This is a genomic window from Humibacter ginsenosidimutans (genome assembly GCF_007859675.1).
GTDB classification, from domain to species: domain Bacteria; phylum Actinomycetota; class Actinomycetes; order Actinomycetales; family Microbacteriaceae; genus Humibacter; species Humibacter ginsenosidimutans.
In genome coordinates this window covers 1,472,570-1,493,816 of sequence record NZ_CP042305.1, presented here as the reverse complement: position 1 = coordinate 1,493,816, position 21,247 = coordinate 1,472,570, and the positions used below count along the sequence as shown (strand labels likewise).

19 protein-coding genes are annotated in these 21,247 nt (G+C 70.2%); 13 read left to right on the top strand and 6 right to left on the bottom strand.

The window, feature by feature from the left end; translation table 11 throughout:
- Positions 1-2: 2 nt before the first annotated feature.
- Entirely contained in the window at positions 3-1,934 is a 1,932-nt protein-coding gene (locus FPZ11_RS07085) for a thioredoxin domain-containing protein (RefSeq protein ID WP_146319565.1), read from the top strand.
- A 24-nt stretch (positions 1,935-1,958) separates the two neighbouring features.
- Here FPZ11_RS07085 and FPZ11_RS07080 read toward each other — a convergent pair whose 3' ends face one another.
- Positions 1,959-2,297, bottom strand: coding sequence for a hypothetical protein (locus FPZ11_RS07080; protein ID WP_146319563.1), 339 nt, complete (start codon positions 2,295-2,297; stop codon positions 1,959-1,961).
- Between the two features lie 279 nt (positions 2,298-2,576).
- On the opposite strand from FPZ11_RS07080, the gene pnuC reads away from it, so the two are divergent.
- The 5 genes from pnuC (at position 2,577) to FPZ11_RS07055 (ending at position 9,229) form a co-directional block, all read left to right on the top strand.
- Positions 2,577-3,251 (top strand): nicotinamide riboside transporter PnuC, encoded by a 675-nt coding sequence (gene pnuC, locus FPZ11_RS07075; RefSeq protein WP_146319561.1) that lies wholly within the window; start codon positions 2,577-2,579, stop codon positions 3,249-3,251.
- A 74-nt stretch (positions 3,252-3,325) separates the two neighbouring features.
- Positions 3,326-3,697 (top strand): MerR family transcriptional regulator, encoded by a 372-nt coding sequence (locus FPZ11_RS07070; protein WP_146319559.1) that lies wholly within the window; start codon positions 3,326-3,328, stop codon positions 3,695-3,697.
- A 41-nt stretch (positions 3,698-3,738) separates the two neighbouring features.
- Complete coding sequence (locus tag FPZ11_RS07065; protein WP_146319557.1) at positions 3,739-4,770, top strand: aldo/keto reductase; 1,032 nt, start codon at positions 3,739-3,741, stop codon at positions 4,768-4,770.
- A 44-nt stretch (positions 4,771-4,814) separates the two neighbouring features.
- The gene (locus FPZ11_RS07060; RefSeq protein ID WP_146319555.1) at positions 4,815-8,339 is read left to right on the top strand and encodes a TM0106 family RecB-like putative nuclease; all 3,525 of its coding nucleotides are present in this window, start codon (positions 4,815-4,817) and stop codon (positions 8,337-8,339) included.
- Positions 8,336-9,229, top strand: coding sequence for an alpha/beta fold hydrolase (locus FPZ11_RS07055; protein WP_246846577.1), 894 nt, complete (start codon positions 8,336-8,338; stop codon positions 9,227-9,229). The genes FPZ11_RS07060 and FPZ11_RS07055 overlap by 4 nt, the downstream gene beginning before the upstream one ends.
- Here FPZ11_RS07055 and FPZ11_RS07050 read toward each other — a convergent pair.
- The 3 genes from FPZ11_RS07050 to FPZ11_RS07040 all read right to left on the bottom strand — a co-directional run bounded on the left by FPZ11_RS07050 (position 9,195) and on the right by FPZ11_RS07040 (position 10,856).
- Entirely contained in the window at positions 9,195-9,980 is a 786-nt protein-coding gene (locus FPZ11_RS07050) for a glycosyltransferase family A protein (protein WP_146319551.1), read from the bottom strand. The two genes, FPZ11_RS07055 and FPZ11_RS07050, sit on opposite strands and share 35 nt — an antisense overlap.
- 60 nt (positions 9,981-10,040) lie before the next feature.
- Positions 10,041-10,259, bottom strand: coding sequence for a hypothetical protein (locus FPZ11_RS07045; protein WP_146319549.1), 219 nt, complete (start codon positions 10,257-10,259; stop codon positions 10,041-10,043).
- 90 nt (positions 10,260-10,349) lie between these two features.
- Positions 10,350-10,856 carry a glutathione peroxidase gene (locus FPZ11_RS07040; protein ID WP_146319547.1) on the bottom strand — a complete coding sequence of 169 codons (507 nt, stop codon included), beginning with the start codon at positions 10,854-10,856 and terminating at the stop codon, positions 10,350-10,352.
- 46 nt (positions 10,857-10,902) lie between these two features.
- On the opposite strand from FPZ11_RS07040, the gene FPZ11_RS07035 reads away from it, so the two are divergent.
- The 3 genes from FPZ11_RS07035 (at position 10,903) to FPZ11_RS07025 (ending at position 15,672) form a co-directional block, all read left to right on the top strand.
- Positions 10,903-12,207, top strand: coding sequence for a M18 family aminopeptidase (locus FPZ11_RS07035; RefSeq protein WP_146319545.1), 1,305 nt, complete (start codon positions 10,903-10,905; stop codon positions 12,205-12,207).
- A gap of 196 nt (positions 12,208-12,403) precedes the next feature.
- Complete coding sequence (locus tag FPZ11_RS07030; protein ID WP_146319543.1) at positions 12,404-12,601, top strand: hypothetical protein; 198 nt, start codon at positions 12,404-12,406, stop codon at positions 12,599-12,601.
- 122 nt (positions 12,602-12,723) lie between these two features.
- Positions 12,724-15,672: an ATP-binding protein gene (locus FPZ11_RS07025; protein ID WP_146319541.1), complete on the top strand. Its 2,949-nt coding sequence runs from the start codon at positions 12,724-12,726 to the stop codon at positions 15,670-15,672.
- Positions 15,673-15,728: 56 nt separating this feature from the next.
- On the opposite strand, the gene FPZ11_RS07020 is transcribed toward FPZ11_RS07025, so the two are convergent.
- Positions 15,729-16,154: a DUF5997 family protein gene (locus tag FPZ11_RS07020; RefSeq protein WP_246846576.1), complete on the bottom strand. Its 426-nt coding sequence runs from the start codon at positions 16,152-16,154 to the stop codon at positions 15,729-15,731.
- A 259-nt stretch (positions 16,155-16,413) separates the two neighbouring features.
- Between FPZ11_RS07020 and FPZ11_RS07015 the strand changes: the two genes are divergently transcribed.
- From FPZ11_RS07015 to FPZ11_RS07005, 4 genes are read left to right on the top strand one after another with little or no spacing between them, the layout of a single operon-like run.
- Positions 16,414-17,025 carry a LysR family transcriptional regulator substrate-binding protein gene (locus FPZ11_RS07015; protein ID WP_210415974.1) on the top strand — a complete coding sequence of 204 codons (612 nt, stop codon included), beginning with the start codon at positions 16,414-16,416 and terminating at the stop codon, positions 17,023-17,025.
- A 36-nt stretch (positions 17,026-17,061) separates the two neighbouring features.
- Positions 17,062-19,638 carry a DEAD/DEAH box helicase gene (locus FPZ11_RS07010; protein WP_146322762.1) on the top strand — a complete coding sequence of 859 codons (2,577 nt, stop codon included), beginning with the start codon at positions 17,062-17,064 and terminating at the stop codon, positions 19,636-19,638.
- 53 nt (positions 19,639-19,691) lie between these two features.
- Complete coding sequence (locus FPZ11_RS20070) at positions 19,692-19,820, top strand: hypothetical protein (RefSeq protein WP_302849663.1); 129 nt, start codon at positions 19,692-19,694, stop codon at positions 19,818-19,820.
- A 34-nt stretch (positions 19,821-19,854) separates the two neighbouring features.
- Positions 19,855-20,217: a cupin domain-containing protein gene (locus FPZ11_RS07005; RefSeq protein ID WP_146319539.1), complete on the top strand. Its 363-nt coding sequence runs from the start codon at positions 19,855-19,857 to the stop codon at positions 20,215-20,217.
- Between the two features lie 4 nt (positions 20,218-20,221).
- Here the strand turns inward: FPZ11_RS07005 and FPZ11_RS07000 are convergent, their stop codons facing one another.
- On the bottom strand, positions 20,222-21,175 hold the full coding sequence (locus FPZ11_RS07000; protein WP_146319538.1) for a sulfurtransferase: 954 nt from the start codon (positions 21,173-21,175) through the stop codon (positions 20,222-20,224).
- Between the last annotated feature and the right edge of the window lie 72 nt (positions 21,176-21,247).

The following is a 21,247-nucleotide window of genomic DNA, read 5'->3' as shown; positions in this document are numbered from 1 at the left end:
TCATGCCGAATCGCCTCGCCGATGCCGTGAGCCCGTACCTGCTGGCGCACGCGCAGAACCCCGTCGACTGGCATCCGTGGGGTGAGGAGGCGCTCGCCGAGGCGCGCGAGCGCGACGTGCCGCTCTTCATCTCGATCGGCTACGCCACCTGCCACTGGTGCCACGTGATGGCCAGGGAGAGTTTCTCGAACGAGGCCGTCGCCGCCAAGCTCAACGCGGGGTTCGTGCCGGTCAAGGTCGACAGGGAGGAGCATCCCGACGTCGACGCGGCCTATCTCGCGGCAGCAAGTGCGTTCACTCCCAACCTGGGCTGGCCGCTCAGCGTGTTCGCCATGCCGGACGGCAAGGCGTTCTTCGCCGGCACCTACTTTCCGCCGGAGCCGCGTACCGGACTGCCGTCGTTCGCGCAGGTGCTCGACGCGGTGACGGATGCCTACACCCGCCGTCGCGACGATGTCGCGTCGACCGCCGCGCAGGTCGCCTCCGCCGTGGACTCGCTGCGCCGCCGGTCGCAGGCAGACACGGCCGGCGCCGGCGACGTGGACTCCGTCGAGTCATCGGTTCTCGACCGACAGCGCCTGAAAGGCACGGTGGCAGACCTGGTCGCCGCCGAAGATCCGGAGTTCGGCGGCTTCGCGGCGCCACCGGAATTCAACGGCCCGAAGTTCCCCGCCGTCCCCGTTCTCGCGTTCCTGCTCGACTCCGGGGATGCGCTGGGCGAACGCACCGCGCTTCACACGCTCGGCTGCATGGCGCGGTCGCCGCTGCGCGATGCCGTCGACGGCGGGTTCTTCCGCTACGGCACTCGCCGCGACTGGGGTGTTCCGCACTACGAGCGCATGCTCTACGACAACGCCGGCCTGCTGCGGCTCTACGCGGATGCCGCAGCGAGCCTCGACCCGGAACTCGCGTCGATCGCCGAGGGCATCGCCTCCTTCCTGACCGGCACGATGCGGGTGGAAGGCGGCTTCGCCTCTGCCCAGGACTCCGAGAGCGAGGTCGACGGCGAGCGCCGCGAGGGCCTCTACTATCGGCTCGATGCGGCGCAACGAGCGGCACAGCCGAGGCCCGCGCTCGACGCGAAGGTGCTCACCGGCTGGAACGGCATCGCGATCGGCGCGCTCGCTCATGCCGGCGCGCTGCTAGGACATCCGGAATGGGTGCGGGAGGCCGCGGAGGTCGCCGACGGACTGCTGTCCGCGCACGTCTCGGACCACGGTCGGATGCTGCTGCGCGCCTCGCTCGACGGACGCGCTTCCGCCGCCGCTCCCGCCCTCGACGACTACGGACTGTTCGCTTCGGGGCTCCTCGACGTCTTCCTCGCCACGGGGGAGCACCGCTTCGCGTCGGCGGCGCGCACGCTGGTCGATGCGACGCTGGTCGATGCGACGCTGGACGCTGCGACGACGGACGGTGCGTCTCCGGATGAGCGCGTCTTCGCGGTCCCGGGTGGCGGCGACTCCGTGTTGTCGGCACACGGGCTGGTCGCCGACGCCGACCCGTCCGAGGGCGCCCACCAGGGCGGAACGTCATCGCTCGCCGACGCGTGCCGGGTGCTGTTCGCGCTCACGGATGACGCCGGCTACGACCGCGCGGCGCGCACCGCCATCGGCGACCTTGGCGAGTCGGCGGTGCGCTCGCCGCTGGCGTTCGGGGGTGCGCTGCGCGTGGCGTCCGCGCTCGACGACGACCTGCGGCAGCTCGTCGTCGTGACGCCGGACGGCGGAGAACCCGCCATCGTGCGGGCGGTTGCGGCACGCGGACGGAGCCTGGGCGCCGGGACGGTGGGGGTCGTCGTGTCGCAGGGGCGGGCATCCGCTCTCGCCGCGGACGGGTTCGAGCTGTTCGCAGACCGTTCGACGATCGGCGGCATCGCGACCGAATATCTGTGCCGCGCGTTCTCCTGCGAGCTGCCGCGGCCGTTCAGCGCCTGACCGGCGTGCGCGGACCGAAGGAGCTCAGGCCGCGTTGAGCCTGCCGAGCATGCCCCACACCGCAGGTGTGAGCTCGGGATGATCGAGCGCCACACGGCGCAGCAGCTGGTACTCGAAGCGCTCGCGCTCCTCGCGCGCGGCCGACGGGTGGTAGGCACGTGAGCGCGCCTCGCCGAGGCCGTGCGCCTCGATGGTGTCTTCGCGCAGGGTGAGCACAACCTGCTCGTCGACACTCGGCAGGTCGGGCAGAAAGTCCCAGGGGTCGTCGCCCAGCCGGCACCGGAACTCGATCACCGCCGCCAGTTCGTCCCTGGCCTCTTGGCGCAGCACTTCGAGGCTCATCGGATGCCGTTGGTGACTCATCCGCTGCCCCTCCCCGCGCCGATCATGTGGCGCTGACGTCGTCGTGCTCGTGCCTGATGTTCGACAAGGGTACGACGAGGGATCGACCCGTGCGAATCGGTGGCGTCGCGTGGCGCAACGGGCTCTCGCACCAAGCCGTGACCGTGGTCGGATCTCATCGCGACCGCATAACGATTCGTCGAGGAGTTGGTCAGGATCGCCGTCGTGGCAGGTGCCGTGACACCCGATGACGGCACAATGGTGAAGCCCCCCCCGTTGCCCGTGTCGAGAAAGGCCGCCATGTCCGCCCCGCTCGACTGGCTCAACTCCGTGCTGTTCACCGTTCTCGGGCAGCAGGTCACCGTCGTCGAGGTGATCGGTTTCGTCGCGGGGGCGCTGTGCCTGGTCGGTGTGACGCGCCAGCGGCTGTGGAGCTGGCCGGTCGGCATCCTCAACAATCTCGCGTTCCTCGCGTTGTTCCTCGGTACGGGGCTCTACGCGGATGCGGCGCTGCAGGTGGTCTTCGTGCTGCTGGGCGTCTACGGATGGCTCTCGTGGGGGCGCCGGCCGAAGGGTGCCGGCCCGCTGCTCATCCGGCGCGCCACGGGACGGCAGATCGCGTACGGGGTGGTGCTCACGGCGCTGGGCACCGTCGTCGTCGCCTTCCTGCTCACGACCGAGACCGATTCGGCGGCGGCGTGGCCCGACGCGTTCATACTCTCCGCATCGCTGCTGGCCACCTGGACGCAGGCGAGGAAGCTCATCGAGCACTGGTGGGTGTGGATCGTGGTCGACGCGGTGTCGGTTCCGCTGTACTTCGCCAAGGGCCTGTGGCTGAACGCCGTACTCTTTCTCGCGTTCCTCGCGCTGTGCGTCTACGGTCTCGCGCGCTGGACGCGCGAGTTGCGTGCGGCGACCGCCGGGGGCGTCGACGAGGCGGCGTTGGAAGACGAGTCGGAGTCCCTTCCGGTGTGAGCCGGGCCACCGGATACGAATCGATTCGTCTCCGGACTTGACCCGGAGCGCACTCCGGGTCACACCATGGAGTCATGACCACTCTGACACCCTCGCAGGCAGCCGAAAGCCTGGGCGTCTCCGCGGAGACGCTGCGCTATTGGGAGCGTGCGGACATCCTCTCTCCCGTCGGCAGGGATGCCGGCGGTCGCCGCGTCTACACCGACGGCGACCTCGAGTCGATCGACGTCATCAAGTGCCTGCGGGAGACGGCGATGCCGATCCGCACGGTGCGCGAGTTCGTCGAGCTCGCCAGGCTGGGCGTCGGAACGGAGCTCGCTCGGCTTCAGATGCTGCGCGCTCACCGGGAGCGCGTGCTGGAGGACCTGCGTCGCCAGCAGGACGCGCTCGAGCACATCGAGCACAAGATCGCGCACTACGAACAGATCACCGGATGGCCACGATGACCATGGACATCCACCGACAAGGATCGACGAGCAGGAGAATCATGCAGTACCGCACACTCGGACGCAGCGGAACGGCCGTCTCGGCCCTCACCCTCGGCGCCATGACCTTCGGCCACGAGGCCGACGAACCCACGTCGCACGCCATCATCGACACGTTCGTGGCGGCGGGCGGCACCCTCATCGACACCGCTGACGTCTACACCCACGGAGCCTCCGAGCAGATCGTCGGCAGCTGGCTGGCGGCGCATCCCACGGAGGCCGAGCAGGTCGTCATCGCCACGAAGGGACGATTCCCGATGGGCGAGGGCCCGAACGATCTCGGCCTGTCGCGGCGACACCTCTCACGCGCACTCGACGCATCGCTGCGTCGGCTGGGCGTCGAGACGATCGACCTGTATCAACTGCACGCGTCGGATGCCCTCACCCCGATCGACGAGACGCTGCGGTTTCTGAACGACGCGATCTCCGCGGGCAAGATCCACTACTACGGCTTCTCGAACTTCACCGCATGGCAGCTCACCAAGGCCGTGCACGTCGCCAGGGCGCACGGCTGGGAACAGCCCGTGACGCTGCAGCCGCAGTACAACCTCATCGTTCGCGGCATCGAGCACGAGATCGTGCCCGCCGCCCTTGACGCCGGCGTCGGCCTGCTGCCCTGGTCGCCGCTCGGAGGCGGCTGGCTCAGCGGCAAGTACACACGGGATGTGCCGCCGAGCGGCGCGACGCGGCTCGGTGAGGACCCGGAGCGGGGCATGGAGGCCTGGAGGGCGCGCAACGACGATCCGCGCACCTGGCGCATCCTCGACACCGTGCAGCAGATCGCCGGCGTGCACGACGCCTCGGCGTCGCAGGTGTCGCTGGCCTGGCTGCTGTCCCGGCCGGCGGTCACCAGCGTGATCCTGGGCGCTCGCACCGTGGAGCAGCTCAGGGACAACCTGGGCGCGGTCGACCTCGAACTGAGCGACGAGCAGCTCGCGGCGCTCGACGAGGCGAGCGAGCCTCGCGTCGAGCCGTACCCGTACGGCGCCCCCGGCCTGCAGCAGCGGAGCCGTCGCATCGAGGGAGGTCGCTGACCCGGGTCCGAGGCGGCGTCGGAGGCCCGAGCTAGCGTTGCAGCATGTTCCTGCTCTCCGACGCCACCATCGTGTTGAGCCCGAGCGACCTCACCACGGCCTCGACGTGCGAGTTCGACTTTCTGCGCCGGCTCGACGGCCGTCTCGGCTGGGGGCCGGAGGTCGCGCGCCCCACGGATGCCATGCTCGAGCGCACCTCTCGGCTCGGCGACGAGCACGAGCGGCGCGTGCTCGACAGATACGTCGAACGCTTTGGGGAGGGTGTCGCACGATTCGAGCGGCCGGAGCATCCCGACGTCGCGGGACTGACTGAGGCCGCTGCGGCCACGGCAGAGGCGTTCCGTGCCGGCGCACCCGTCGTGTACCAGGGCGTGTTCTTCGACCCGCTGCACGAGCCGGACGGGGCGGAGGCCGGCACCGCCGTGGCGTTCGTCGGCTATGCCGACTTCATCGTGCGCGAATCCGACGGCCGGTACACGGTCGAAGACACCAAGCTCGCCCGGCGCGCCAAGGTGACGGCGCTGCTCCAAGTGGCCGCGTACGCGCTGCAACTGGAGCGCATCGGCATCGAGCCGTCGCCCGACGTGCGGCTGCTGCTCGGCGACGGCAGCGTGAGCACGCATCGGCTCGACGACATCCTGCCCGTCTACCGCAAGCGCATCGCCCGGCTGCACGCCATCGTGCGCGAACACCTCGCCGACGGCGAGGCGGTGCGCTGGGGGGACGAGAGATTCGTCGCCGACGGCCGGTGCGACACGTGTGCCGCGGAGGTCGAGGCGAACCGCGACGTGCTGCTCACCGCCGGGCTGCGGGTGACGCAACGGCCGCGCTTCGTGGCGGCGGGCATCCGCACCATCGAGGATCTCGCAGCGTCGAGCGACGATCTCGAGGTCGACAGGGTCGCACCCTCCACCATCGCCTCGCTGCGCCAGCAGGCTCAGCTGCAGCTGGCGGCCGAGGCGGGGAGCCCGCCTCCCGTCGTCGTGTACAACGCACCGGCGCTCGCCGCGCTGCCGACACCCGACGACGGTGACATCTTCTTCGACTTCGAGGGAGACCCGCTCTACACCGAGGGTGACGACGGCCAGTGGGGAATCGACTACCTCTTCGGCGTCGTGCAGACCGACGGCGAGTTCCAGCCGTTCTGGGCGCACACGTTCGCCGAGGAACGGCAGGCGCTGATCGACTTTCTGCGCGATGTGGCCAGGCGGCGGGCCGAGCATCCCGGCATGCACATCTACCACTACGCGTCGTACGAGCGCACGCACCTGCTCAACCTCGCGGCCAGGCACGGCGTGGGCGAAGACGAGGTCGACGACCTGCTGCGCGACAACGTGCTCGTCGATCTGTACCCGCTGGTGCGCAAGGCCATCAGAGTGGGCTCGAGATCGTACTCGATCAAGAAGCTCGAGCCGCTCTACATGGGTGACGAGCTGCGCTCCGGTGAGGTGCAGGATGCCGGCACCTCCATCGAGGAGTACGCGACGGCCAGGGCGCTGCTCATGGCGGGCGAGGTCGAAGAGGGCCGGCACAGGCTCGACGAGATCGCGGCCTACAACCGCTACGACTGCGTCTCCACGCTGCGGTTGCGGGACTGGCTGCTGGAGCGGGCCGCGGATGCCGGTGTGCCGATCGGTCTGCCTGCTCCCGAACGTGAGGTGCCGGAACTGGAACCGTCGACGCTGCGCGACGACCTGCTGGCACGAGCGGGAGAGTCTGCGGAGCCGCACGCCGCTGGTGCGGATGCCACGCGCCTCCGCACCGACGACGAGACCGCAGCGGCGTTCGCCGCCGCCGCGCTCGATTATCACAAGCGCGAGCAGAAGAGCTTCTGGTGGGCGCACTTCGCCCGACTGGTCGACCCGGTCGAGGCGTGGGCGAACACCAGGGACGTGCTCGTCGTCGAACGAGCGGAGCTCGAGCGGGACTGGTACCGCGACGAGGGCCAGCGCTCCGATCGACGCGTGCTGCGGCTGCACGGGCAGTTCGGCCCTGGCAGCACCGTCAAGGCGGGTCGTGGTGCCTACCTGCTGTACGAGTTTCCCGGCCCGTTCCCCGCGGGGCGCGGCGATCCGGGGGCTCGCAACACTCGCTCGGTGACGCTCGTGGGGGTCGGCGACGACTGGGCGCTGGTCGAGGAGACGAGGGCGGATGCCGTTCCCGCCTACGACACCATGCCGAGCGCCATCACACCGGGGCCACCGCCCTCGCCCGGCAGGCAGAAGCAGGCCATCGAGTCGTGGTGCCAGTCGATCGTCGACGCCACGCCCGAGTGGCCGCACGATCCCGTGACCGATCTGCTGCGGCGCGTCCCGCCGCGCACCAGAGGCGACGCGGTGGCGCAGCGGGTGGAGGCGGCGTCCGACGACACGCTCGTCGACGCGGTGTCACGCACGGTGGCCGATCTCGACGACTCCTACCTCGCGGTGCAAGGCCCTCCCGGAACCGGCAAAACCTACCTCGGCGCCCACGTGATCGCCTCGCTCGTGCGCGAGCGGCACTGGAAGATCGGTGTGGTGGCGCAGTCGCACGCCGTGGTCGAGCATCTGCTCGCCTCGGTCGCCGCCACCGCGGGACTCGACGCCGAGCTGGTGGGCAAGGTTCCGCAGACGGGTACAGAGCCCGACGACGACTGCCCGTACACGGTGCTCGATAAAGACGGTCAGCTCGACTTCGCGCTCGCGCACGCCGACAGCGGCTTCGTGGTGGGCGGAACGGCGTGGGATTTCGCCAATCCGGCGCGCGTTCCCGTGCACAGCCTCGACCTGCTCGTCATCGACGAGGCCGGCCAGTTCTCGCTGGCCTCCACGGCCGCCGCGGCCGTCGCCGCGCGCAACCTGCTGCTGCTCGGCGATCCGCAGCAGTTGCCGCAGGTGAGCCAGGGGCTGCATCCCGAGCCCGTCGACCAGTCGGCGCTCGGGTGGATCAGCGCCGGACACGACGTGCTGCCCGCCGAGCTCGGCTACTTCCTGGCGCAGACCAGGCGAATGCATCCAGCACTCGCCGCGCCCGTCTCGACGCTGTCGTACGAGGGCAGGCTGCGCGCGCACCCGGATGCCGCCACTCGCCACCTCGACGCCGTCGCGGCGGGCCTGCACCCCGTTCCCGTGCACCACGACGGTGACTCCACCGAGTCGCCCGCCGAGGCGCAGCGTGTGGTGGAGATCGTCGAGTCCGTGCTCGGCTCGACGTGGCGCGAGGGCGGCGCCGAGCGCCCGCTGACCGACGACGACATCATCGTGGTCACCCCGTACAACGCGCAGCTGGCCTGCGTGCACGAGGCGCTGGCCGCGGCGGGGCATCCACAGGTGCGAGTGGGCACCGTCGACAAGTTCCAGGGCAGGGAGGCCGTGCTCGCGATCGTCTCGCTGGCCGCGTCGTCAGCCGAATATGCCCCGCGCGGCATGGGCTTTCTCATCATGAAGAACCGGCTCAACGTCGCCGTCTCACGGGCGAAATGGGCGGCGTACGTCGTCTACTCGCCGCAGCTCACCGAGCACCTGCCGCACCGGCCGGAGGGCGTCGCCGAACTGAGTGCGTTCATCACGCTGGTCGAGGGGACGGAGTGAGAGGAGACGACGGCCGGACAGACCCGGAACGGCGCCTCGATGCCTCGTTGCGAGTCGCCGACTGGGCGGCGGCACCGTCCGGTGCCGTGCGCGACACGGTGGCCGCACCGAGCGGTGTGCTGGCCCGCCTCAGCCTTGGGCCCGCCGACGGCTCCCGCGTGCTGCTCGTTCCCGGTGCCACCGGGTCGAAGGAGGATTTCGGCCTGATGCTGCCTTTGCTGACGGATGCCGGCTACCGCGCCGAGTCCTACGATCTCGCCGGCCAGTACGAGTCGCACGCCGCCGGGCCCGAGAATCTCCACCCGCCGCTGGACCGCTACACGCTCGAGCTGTTCGTGGACGACCTCCTGGCCGTCATCCGGGCGGGCTCGGCGCCGGTGCATCTGCTCGGCTACTCGTTCGCCGGCACGGTCGCCTCCGTCGTCGCCGCGCGGCATCCAGAGCTGGTGGAGAGTCTCACGCTGATGTCGTCGCCGCCACTGGCCGGGCAGTCCTTCCGCGGGTTCAAGGTGCTCGGCCCGTTCAGCGGGCCGATGTCGGCGCACGTCGGCGCAGGTCTGCTGATCTGGGGTGTTCGCATGAACTTCAACCGATCTCCGCGGGAGCGGCTCGCGTTCGTGCGGGAGCGATTCGCACTGACGCGGCGATCGAGCGTCGACGACATCATCGAGCTGATGAAGCACGTGCCCGACCTGGATGCGGAGTTGCGAGCGTCGGGAGTTCCGGTGCTGATCGCCGTCGGCAAGGGCGACATCTGGCCCGTCGCCGCGCACCGTGCGTACGCGGAGCGCATCCGAGCGAACATCGTCGTGTTCGACACCGGCCACACTCCGAATGAGACGGCGCCGCATCAGCTCACTGCCGCGCTGCTCGAGCACTTTCGGCGTTGATCCGCCGATCGCGGCGGCGGGCACGACGGCCGCGAAAGCCTCGCCACACGCGACGCGGCCAGCTGACCTCGGACATGTTGACCCGCACATCGTGGAACGCCCAGGTGACGCGACGCTCGAGCCCGGCGAACGAGGTGAAGGGTCGGGCGGACACCCCGACCAGCAGCCTGCCGTCGAACTCGATGCCGAGGCTCGGCTCGATCACGAAGCTGATGTCGAGGTCGTCGTGCATGTGCGGGTCGTGCAGATGCACACGATCACGCGTGGCGAGCCAGGCGACGCGCCGCAGCGCCATGTTCGAACCGAACAACGGCAGGTGGCCGACGAGCGATCCCATGAAGCCGAAATATCCGCCGAGATACACGTATTTGCCGATGACCCTCAGCACGGGACCGCATCCGTAGAACGTGCCTGTCCCGGTGAGCGCCATCAACGTCGCGTCGGCGTCGAACCTCTGGCGCAGGCGCGCGACCCAGTCTGGCGCGGGTCGGGAGTCGGCATCCAGGCGTCCGATGACGTCGAAGCGCGCGGCGTCGAACCCCGCGGCCGTCGCGCGGAGCACGCCGCGCTCCGGCACGTTCACCACGATCGCGCCGGCTGCGACCGCCACCTGGGCCGTGTCGTCGGTCGAGCCGTTGTCGACGACGATGATCTCGTCGGGCAGAGAGGTCTGTGCGGCGAGGTCGGCCAGGCACTGCCGCAGCATGCGCGAATCGTTGAGGGACGGGATGACGACGCTGACGGTACTCATGGCCAGGCGTCAGCATATCGAGAGGCCGAAGGGCGCGCGCGGCGCCGACCCGATCGTGCGTCAGTCCTGCTGCGCGGCGCGCTTCGCGGCGCGGCGCTTGCCGATCCACACGCCGATCATGACCGCGCCGATAGCGGCGAGCACGAAGCCGGTGGCCTGCATCCAGCCGATGCCGCCGGTGGGCAGACCCGTCATCACGGCCACGAGCACCTGGTGCGCGAAGCCCGTCGCGATGCCGAGCACCACGAGCACGATGCCTGCGGTCAGAAGGGTTTTCACGACCGACAGCCTACGGTGTCGCGCCTGAGCGTCAGACGTGCCAGGGAGCATCCCCGACGCTCGGCCCGCGGCAGTCGGAGCCGACGCGGCTCAGGCGGCGGCGCGGGGCAGGGCGTCCTCGATCGCCGCGATCACCTCGGGGGCGTCGGGCACCGTGCGAGGCCGGAATCGATGTACCTCGCCGTCGGGCGTCACCAGGAACTTCTCGAAGTTCCACGTCACCCGGCCGGCCTTGCCGTCGGCATCCGGCGTCTTCTTCAGCTCCTTGTACAGAGGATGCGCCGACTTGCCGTTCACCTTCACGCGCTCGAACATCGGGAACGTCACGCCCCAGGTGGTGGAGCAGTACTGCTTGATGGCGTCTTCGCTGCCGAGCTCCTGCAGAAACTGATTGCTCGGAAAGCCGAGCACCGAGAATCCGCGGTCGCCGTAGGTCTTCTGCAACTCTTCGAGCGTCTCGTACTGGGGCGAGAGGCCGCAGCGGGAGGCGACGTTGACGATCAGGAGCGCCTGACCGTCGAAGTCGTGGAGCGTGGTGGTCTCGCCGTCGATCGTGGTGAGCGGCAGGTCGCGTGCTTCGGGGGAGAGGGAGGTCATGTCGAGAGGTTAAGGCCGGTGCCCCGAAGACGCGCCGCATGCGAGCATGGCAGTCATGGCATCCGAGTACATCGACGACTTCGCCGCGTTCATTCAGGCGTCCCCCTCCTCCTATCACGCGGCCGCGGAGGTGGCCAGGCGGCTGGAGGCCGCGGGCTTCGAGCGCATCGACGAGGGGGATGCCTGGCCCTCGCCCGCCTCGGGCGGCCCGCAACGCGGAGTGCTCGTGCGCGACGGTGCGGTCGTGGCCTGGGTTGCGCCGGCTGACGCCGACGCCGACACCCCGTTCCGGATCCTGGGCGCGCACACGGACTCGCCGGGCTTCAAGCTCAAGCCGAAGCCGACCACTGGCACGGCGGGCTGGCTGCAGGCGGGCGTCGAGGTCTACGGCGGACCCTTGCTCAACTCGTGGCTCGACCGTGAGCTCGAACTCGCGGGCCGCATCGTCACGTCCGACGGCACGGAGCACCTCGTGCGCTCGGGCGCGCTGCTGCGCATTCCGCAGCTGGCCATCCACCTCGACCGCGGCGTGAACAACGAGGGACTGGTGCTCGACAAGCAGCGCAACACACAGCCCGTCTGGGGCGTCGGCGAGTCGCACGCCGCCGACCTGCTGGCGGAGGTGGTGCGCGAGAGCGGGGTGGCGGCATCCGACATCGCAGGCTACGACCTGGTGACGGTCGACACTCAGCCGCCGCACGTGTTCGGTCGCGACGGTTCGCTGTTCGCGAGCCCTCGGCTCGACAACCTCAGCTCCGTGTTCGCCGGGCTGCACGCGCTGCTCACCGCTGCCGGCGATGGGGCGGAGCCGGCCTCCGGGCACATCAGCGTGCTGGCGGCGTTCGATCACGAAGAGCTCGGGTCGGAGTCGCGCTCGGGAGCCAACGGGCCGATCCTGCACGACGTGCTGACGCGCATCTCACGGTCCTACGGTTCCGACGACGAGGCGCAGCAGCGCAGGTACGCGGCCTCGTGGTGCGTGTCGGCCGACGCCGGTCACGCAGTGCACCCCAACTATGCGGAGAAGCACGACCCGGCGAACCGGCCGATCGCCGGCGGCGGCCCGCTGCTGAAGATCAACGCCAACCAGCGCTACGCCACCGACGCGCACGGAGCGGCGCTGTGGGCCCGACTCTGCGCCGCCGCCGACGTGCCGTACCAGGAGTTCGTGTCGAACAACGACGTGCCGTGCGGCACGACCATCGGGCCGCTCACCGCCACCCGGTTGGGCATTCGCACCGTCGACGTCGGAGTGCCGCTGCTGTCGATGCACTCCGCGCGCGAGCTGTGCCATGTCAGCGACCCGGTGTCGCTGGCCGGCGCGGTGGGTGCGTTCTTCGCCGGAGCCTGACGCCGCGAGCGGCCCGTCGCCGCCGTCGCCGAGGGGGCCTCAGCCGAGGCCCGAGGCGGCGTCTGATGCAGCACCTGAGGTGATGTCTGAGGTGCCGGGATGCCTGGCGCTCGAAAGATAAGGCATCCGCCCGATCCGGGGTGCCTACCTTAGTCACGAACATCGTCTGTAGAACGAAGCGGAAGAGGGACAGACGATGTACAACGAAGCCTTGGTGAACGCGCTCAACGCCGACCGGCAGCGCACCTACGACGAGCTCGAGCGACTTCGCGCGCAGCGTGAGATCACCCGGCAGCGACTGGCCGACGACGCCGCGGGCGCGGATGTCGTGTCCGAGCGTCGCGGACGCTCTCACCGTGCCACGGCATCCCTGCGGCACGCCGCCGCGCGGTGACCGTCACCCCTGGTTCGACGGCCCGCGGAATGAACGTGGCGGCGGCCTCGGGGGCAGCGGCGTGGATGTCGGGGGTCGGTGGCAGCATTGACCCCGTGAGATCCCCGATCAGCAGCCCCCGAATGATCGGTCGTGAAGCCGATCTGGCGGCGCTGCGCGACGAGTTCGCCCGCAGCGCCGACGAGCCGCGCGCCGTCGCCGTCGGGGGCGAAGCCGGCATCGGCAAGACCCGTCTGCTGGCGGAGTTCACGCGGGAGATCGGCGGCGACGCCCTGGTGCTCGTCGGAAAGTGCGTCGACATCGGCACGGAGAGTGCGCCGTACGCGCCGTTCACGGCCATCGTGCGCGAGCTGGCCGAGGAGATCGGCACCGACGCGCTGCTCGAGCTCGCTGGTCCGGCGCGCGCCGTGCTCTCCGTCGTGCTGCCCGAGCTCGCGTCGGAGTCGGCCGTGCCACCGCGCACCGGCACGGAGCGCCTCTACGAGCTGATCGCGGTGCTGTTCGAGAACGCCGCGCGCGAGCGCCGGCTCGTGCTGGTGATCGAAGACATCCACTGGGCCGACAGATCGACGATCGAGCTGCTCCGTTTCCTCGTCGGCATGCTGGCGGGGTCGGGCATCCTCATCGTCGTCACCTATCGCAGCGACGAGATTCTGCGCGGGCATCCGCTGCGCCCCGTGCTGCCGGAACTGGAGCGATCGAGGCGACTCACGCGCTGGGAGCTGAACCGGCTCACGCGCGATCAGGTCGCCGCGCAGGTGGCGGCGATCGCCGCCGTGGACACGGGCGCAGAGGACGATGCCACGGAGAGCGGCCGCCCGATCGACGACGCCCTGATCGACGACCTTTTCGAGCGCAGCGAGGGCGTGCCGTTCTTCGTCGAGGAGCTGGCGGGCGCCGGGCGCGACGGCGAAGGCTCGACCGCGGGTTCGATGCTGCCGGAGACGCTGCGCGAGCTCTTGCTGGCCAGGTACGACAGGCAGGGCGAGGGCACGCAGCAGCTGCTGAGGATGCTCGCCGTGGGCGGCGGGTGCGTGCGGCACGGTTTGTTCGAGGCGGTGTATTCGGGCAGCGCCGATGAACTGGAGCGCGGGGTTCGCGAGGCCGTCGACGGCGGCATGCTCGTGATCGACGACGCCTGTTACGACTTCCGGCACGCTCTCGTGCGTGCCGCGGTGCTGGGCGAGGTGCTGCCCGGCGAACGGGTTCGTTACCATACGGCCTACGCGGATGCCCTCGAGTCGCTCGCGAGCACGGGCAGGCCGGTCGCGCACGAGGTCTCGCAGCACCGCATGGAGGCGCACGATGCGGTGCGGGCCTTTCCCGCCACGCTGGTCGCGATGCGGGAGGCGCGGGCGTCGTACGCCTTCGCCAGGGCGGCACGCATGGGAGAGCGCGCATTGGAGCTGTGGGAACAGCTGCCCGCGCCTGAGCAGGTCGCAGGCATGAGCCACGTGGCTCTCCTGCAAGACACGTCGGCCGCCTGGCGCGACGCGGGTGACACCGAGCGGGCGCTCGTCCTGATCGACGCGGCCATGGCGGAGCGCGATCCCGCCGATGCCGAGCAGCACGCGGGACTGCTGGTCGACAAAGCGCGCTACCTTGCGGCACTCTCCCGCCCCGGGTCGACGACGCTGCTCGAGGAGGCGCTCGCCGGGCTGGCCCCGGACGCCTGCTCCGACACCGCGTCGGCCGTCGTCGGCGACCTCGCGGGCAGGCTCATGCTCGAAGCGCGGTACGACGAAGCCGTGCAGACCGCCACCAAGGCGCTCGAACTGGCGGAGAAGGCCGGCTCGCTGTCGCGCAGGTCGATCGCGCACAACATTCGCGGGGTCTCCCTGGTCGGCCTCGGGCGCATCGACGAGGGACTGGCAGAGCTCGACGAGGCGGCCACGCTCGCGGCCACACGCGACGGCGCCATGCTGCGCTACCGCGTGAACAGCTCTGACGTGATGTACCTGATCGGTCGGTACGCCGACGCCGTGCAGATCGGCAACGCGGGTGTGGAGCGCGCCCGGCGCCTCGGTGTGGAACGCACCAGCGGCGTGATGCTGGCCTCCAACACCGTCGAACCGCTCTCGGCGCTCGGACGCTGGGATGAGGCCTTCGCACTGCTCGAGCCCGCACTCGGCCTCAACCCGCCACCCGGATTCCGGGTTCACCTGCAGCGCATCAAGCTGTGGCTGCTCACCTGGAAAGGCGAGCTGCAGACCGCCGACGAGTTGTGGCGGTCGTGGGCGCCGATGATGCGCGTGCAGACCGAGATCGAGCAGCAGTCGAGACTCGGTGTGAGCCGCGTCGAAGCCGAGCTCGCGCTCGCCCTCGGCGATGTGGAGCGCGCGTGGCGCGCCGTGAGCGTGCTGCTGCGCGATCACCAGTCCATGCGCGCCTACGACCTGCCGCTGCTCGCCGACGCCGCGCGAACGCTCACGTTGTTGCGTGCCGGGGCCGCGGCGCAGCGTTCGGGGGACGCCGTCGACCACATCGATCTCGACTCCGCGGAGTCCACGTTGCGCGCGGTGCTGGCGGCCGCGAGCGACTGGCCGACGGAGCCGGTGTGGGGGCCGCTGTTCGAGGCGGAACTCGCCGACGAGGGCACGGATGCCGGTGCCTGGCAGCGCGCGGTGGCGGCATCCGATCTCGCCACGGCTCCCGCCCACCTCGCGCCGTATACCAGGCTGCGGCTGGCCCAGGCGCTCGTGCTCACGGGGGATCGCGCTTCGGCACAGGAGGCGGCTGCCGACTCGCGACGCCTCGCCGATGAGCTCGGCGCCGGCCTCATCGTCGGCTGGCTCGACGAGTTCGAGCGGCGTGCCGGAATCGATCCCACGTCGTCGCGCGATCGCGCCGGCGCTCACGGAGCCCGGGCGCGTGCGACGGAGCTCACCGAACGCGAGCGGCAGGTGCTGGAACTCATCGCCCAGGGACTGAGCAACAAGCAGATCGGCGAGCGGCTCTACATCAGCACGAAGACCGCAAGCGTGCACGTGTCAGCGATTCTCCGCAAGCTCGGCGCGACCAGTCGCACCGAGGCCGTGTACCTGGCGGGCATGGATCGGGCGAGCGCGTAGTCGCACCGCCCCTTGCCGGAGCCCGTGGTGCGCAGGGCGGGGCTCGGGCGAGCCGATCAGGCCCTGCGGTCTCCGCGCGCGGTCTTGTCCGAACGGGCCGATTTCTGGGCACGCTGCTGCTTCACCCGGGTGTTCTCCGAGCGCACAGCCGCCTGCGTGGCACGTTCGCGCACGAGCCACTCCGGCGGGGCCGCGAGAAGCTCGCGGATCTGCTCGGTGGTGAGGGCATCTGTCACACCCGCGCGGGCGAGGCCGCTCGTGGAGACGCCGAGCTTGCGCGCCACGACGTCGCGCGGGTGGGGGCCGTCGCGACGCAGGTCGGCGAGCCACGTCGGCGGCTCCGACTGCAGCGCGGCGAACTGCTCGCGCGTGATCGCCGATCCGCGGAACGACTCCGGCGTCGCCGGCAGGTAGACGCCGAGCTTCTTGGCCGCCGTCTCGGGCTTCATGGCTCCAGGGCCGGGCTGCAGGCTTTCGCTCATCCCTCAAGGGTAGGCGTCGCCGCGCCCAGTCCTCGCATCCACGAACCCGCCTCTTGCCGCTCCTCTCGCCGCCACACCCCGAGGCGCCTCGCGGTAGCCGCTCGATGCGCTCTCGGAAGTGCTGTCGGACATGGCCGTCATGCCGGCGCGAAAGGGCGTGTTGCGACAGCAAATCAGGAGGAGGAAGCGGGGAAGCCGCGAAGAGCACGGGTAGCGTTGTGCGGGCGCAGCGTGCGCGGCGGCCCGGAGGGGAGACGACATGGTGTCGGAACGGCAGGCGTCCGAAGGTGCGGAGCGCCGCACAGGGCCGATGCCGTTCCGGCTCGCGTACGTGCGTGGCGTGACACCGGCGAAGTGGGCGCGCATCTGGGGGGAGAGGATGCGCCGGGTTCCGCTCGACCTCGTCCTCGTCGAGCAACCCGACCAGGAGCGCGTGCTGCGCGGCGGCGAGGCCGACATGGCGCTCGTGCGGCTGCCGATCGACCGCGACGGGCTGCACGCGATCCCGCTGTACGAGGAGCGCGCCGTGGTCGTCGTGCCGAAGGACCACGCCATCGCCGCCGCCGACGAGGTGACGGAGGCCGAGGTGGTGGAACTCGCCGGGCCGGTGCATCCGTTCGACCCGGCCGTGGACGACGCTCTCGCGCTCGTTGCAGCGGGTGTCGGCAGCATCGTGCTGCCGCAGTCCGTGGCGAGGTTGCACGCCAGGCGCGACCTCGTGGCACGCCCGGTCGCCGACGCCGAGCCGACCCGCATCGCGCTGGCGTGGCTGAGCGATCCCGCGCCGGGCCGCACGGATTCCGAGCAGTACCGCATCGACACGTTCATCGGCATCGTGCGAGGCCGCACGGCGAACAGCTCTCGCGGCTGAGATCGGTAGCCTTGGCAGGTGAGCCCGGCAGACAGCATCCGTCTCGACGACCGGATCAGGCTCGACGAACGCGTGCGCGGACTCGACTCGCCGGACGACGTGTTCGACGTCTTCGTCGAGTGGGTCGAGGAGAGCGGCATCAGCCTCTACCCGGCGCAGGAGGAGTCGCTGATCGGCATCGTCTCCGGCGCGAACGTGATCGTCTCGACGCCGACGGGCACGGGAAAGTCGCTCATCGCGGTCGGCGCGCACGCCGCGGCCCTCGCGGAGGGCAGGCGCACGTTCTACACCGCGCCGATCAAGGCGCTCGTCTCGGAGAAGTTCTTCGCGCTCGCCGACACGTTCGGCGCCGAGAACGTCGGCATGATGACGGGCGATTCGCAGGTCAACGCCGACGCGCCCATCATCTGCTGCACAGCGGAGATCCTCGCCAATCTCGCTCTGCGCCTCGGCCCGGATGCCCCTGTCGACCAGGTCGTGATGGACGAGTTCCACTTCTACGCCGACCCCGATCGCGGCTGGGCGTGGCAGGTGCCGCTGCTCCTGCTCGAGCGCGCCCAGTTCATCCTGATGAGCGCCACGCTCGGCGACGTGAGCGGCATCGCCGACGACCTCTCGCGCCGCACGCACCGCGAGACTGTCGCCGTCACGGGCGTGGAGCGTCCGGTGCCACTGGACTACGACTACGCGCTGACGCCCGTGCACGAGACGATCGCCGAGCTGCTGGATGCCGGCAAGGCCCCCGTCTACGTGGTGCACTTCTCGCAGAAGGACGCCCTGGAGCGGGCGCAGGCGCTGGCCGGAGCATCCGTCGCCAGCCGTGAGCAGCGGGATGCCATCGCCGCCGCGATCGGCGGTTTTCGCTTCTCGTCGGGGTTCGGCCAGACCCTGTCCCGACTGCTGCGCCTGGGCATCGGCGTGCATCACGCGGGCATGCTGCCGAAGTACCGCAGGCTCGTCGAGCAGCTCGCCCAGCGCGGCCTGCTGCGCGTCGTCTGCGGAACCGACACGCTCGGTGTCGGCATCAACGTGCCGATCCGCAGCGTGCTGCTGACGGCGCTCACCAAGTTCGACGGCACCAAGATGCGGCAGCTCACCGCGCGGGAGTTCCACCAGATCGCGGGCCGCGCCGGCCGCGCCGGCTACGACACCGCCGGCACGGTCGTGGCGCAGGCGCCCGAGCACGACATCGAGAACGCGCGTGCGGTCGCGAAGGCCGGCGACGACCCGAAGAAGAAGCGCAAGATCGTGCGCAAGAGGGCGCCGGAGGGATTCGTCTCGTGGGGCGAGCCGTCGTTCACGCGGCTCATCGAGGCCGAGCCGGAGACGCTGACGCCGCACATGCAGATCACGAGCGCCATGATCGTCAATGTCATCGCACGCGGCGGCGACGTGTTCGGCAACGTGCGCACCCTCGTGTTCGACAACCACGAGCCGTGGAGACGGCAGCTCGAGCTGGCACGAAGGGCGCTGGGCATCTACCGCACGCTCGTGACGGCGGGGATCGTGGAGAAGGGGAGCGACGGCATCCCGCGACTCACTGTCGACCTGCAGCCGAACTTCGCCCTGAACCAGCCGCTGTCGCCGTTCGCGTTGTCGGTGTTCGAATTGTTCTCCGTTGCTGACGATGTCGAGCGTTCGGCGGAGACGGGCGATCGCTCCGAGTCGAACGGCCTCGGCACCGGCGACTACGCGCTCGACGTCGTCTCGGTGGTGGAGGCGACGCTCGACGACCCGCGTCCCGTGCTGTTCGCGCAGCAGCATCTCGCGCGTGGCGAGGCGATCGCCGCCATGAAGGCGGAGGGCATCGAGTACGACGAACGCATGGAGCTGCTCGAGGAGGTGTCGTGGCCGAAGCCGCTGGAGGGCATCCTTCAGCAGTCCTTCGAGGTCTACAGCACGAGCCAGCCGTGGGTGCGCGACTTCGAGCTGAGCCCCAAATCGGTGGTGCGCGACCTCTTCGAGCGCGCGATGACGTTCGGCGAGTACGTGTCGTTCTACAACCTGGCCCGCAGCGAGGGGGTGGTGCTGCGCTACCTCAGCGACGCGTTCCGCGCGCTGAGGCAGACCGTGCCCGACGAGGCGAAGAACGACGAGCTGCGCGACGTGATCGACTGGCTCGGCGAGCTCGTGCGACAGGTGGACTCCAGCCTGCTCGACGAGTGGGAGGAGTTGGTGCATCCGGATGCCACGCGCTTCGCCGAGGAGACCGCGATCGTGCCACCCGCCCCGCGCACTGTCACCAGCAATCGCCGCGCGTTCGGCGTGCTGGTGCGCAACGAGCTGTTCCGGCGCGTGCAGTGGGCCGCGCTCGACCGCCCCGACAAGCTCGGCGAGCTCGACCCCGAGTTCGGCGAGGATGCCTGGTCTCAGGCCCTCGACGGCTACTACGCCGAGCACGACACCATGGGCACCGACGCCGATGCCCGCAGCGCAGCGATGCTCATCGTTGACGAGACGGATGCCGCCACGTCGCGCCTCTGGCGCGTGCGGCAGATTCTGTCCGATCCGGAAGGCGACCACGATTGGGGCATCGCCGCGGAGGTCGACCTGGACGCGTCGGACGAAGCGGGCACGGCCGTGTTGCGCGTGACGGCGGTGAACCGGCTCTGAATCGTCGGGCCCTGGTGATCCGCTCGGAGCGATCGCCTCGATCGAATCCCACTATGGGATTCGTCGTCGTCTTGACGCGCGACCTCGCTCGTGCGGTCATGACCAACACATCGCACCAGGAGGCGCAGCCGGCGAGAGCGATGGTGCTGGCGTTCGATCTCGATCTGCCGCGACTCAGTTGACGCGACCTGAGCCGCCGTGCGCCACGATGGTCGAATGAGCGAGACGGTACGCAACATCGATCAGGCGCTGGCCGGCATCACCGAACCGTGGCAGCCGCACCGGCTGACCAGCGTGAACGACTACGACGTGAAGGTCGTCAAGATGCACGGCGAGTTCGTGTGGCACACGCATCCCGAGACCGACGAGCTGTTCATGGTGCACTCGGGCCGGCTGACCATCCAGCTGCGCGACGGCGATGTGCAGTTGGGGCCGGGCGACATCTTCGTCGTGCCGGCCGGCGTCGAGCACTGCCCTCGTGCCGACGAGGAGACGAGCGCGCTGCTGTTCGAGCCGAAGGGCACGGTCAACACGGGCGACGCCGGCGGCGAGCGCACTGCGCAGCTGCGGGAGCTGTGAGCGGTCAGTCCGCGTTCGTCGCGATCACGACCAGCGGTCGCGTCTCGTCGGCAGCCCATTCGTTGAGCGACCCGTCGTAGAGGGCGACGTCGTCGCGGCCCAGCAGGGCCAGGGCCAGCGCGTCGGCGGCTGCGGCGACTCCGCCCGCACAGTACGTCACCACGGGGGCGGGGGAGGTGACGGCATCCGACAGCAGTGCGCGCAGCGCGTCGTCGTCGAGGAACGCGTTGGTCTGCCGGTCGACGAGGCGCGAGGCGGGCGCGCTGAGGCTGCCGGGAATGTGGCCGAGCCGCGGACGGTGCCCCGTCTCGCCGGTGAACTCGCGCGGCGGCAGCCCGCAGAGCAGCGTCGCCGGCTCGTGACCGGCGAGCGCCCGGTCGACGCGGTCCTTGTCGGCCCAGAAACCGTGGCGCGTGGATGCCTCGAAGCCCTGCGACGCGCTCGGCGCGACGTGTCCGATCTCCAGCGGTCGCTTCTCGGCGGCCCACTTGCGCAGGCCGCCGTCGAGAACCGCGACGTCGTCGTGGCCGAAGGAGCGGAACAGCCACCACAGGCGAGACGCCCACTGCCCGACGGCGTCGTCGTAGATGACGACCGAGGTCTGGGCGTCGACACCGAGCGTGGCGGCGGCAAGGGCGAACTGTTCGGCGGTCGGCCGCGTGAAGGGGAACGGGCTGGCGGCGTCGCTGAACTCTTCGAGCAGGTCGGCGAAGACGGCGCCGGGAACGTGCCCGTTCACGAGGTACTGCTCGTGGCCTGTGACGTAGGCCGGATGCCCGTCGAACCCGGCGACCTGCAGCACTGTGGCATCCACGACCAGCACGCCCCCCGTTCCGGGCGCACGGTCGGCGTCGGCCAGGAGCGCCGCGAGCTCGTCGGTGCCGATGAGGTGGCGACGGGCAGTCGCTGCCAGCGGCGACGACGATCTCGGGGGCGACGGGGAGTCGATGCTGGTCACGCCTACACGGTAGGGCGCAGCCGACGGCGGCCCGCATGGTCGCGCAACATTCGGTAACGGTGGATCGCGCGG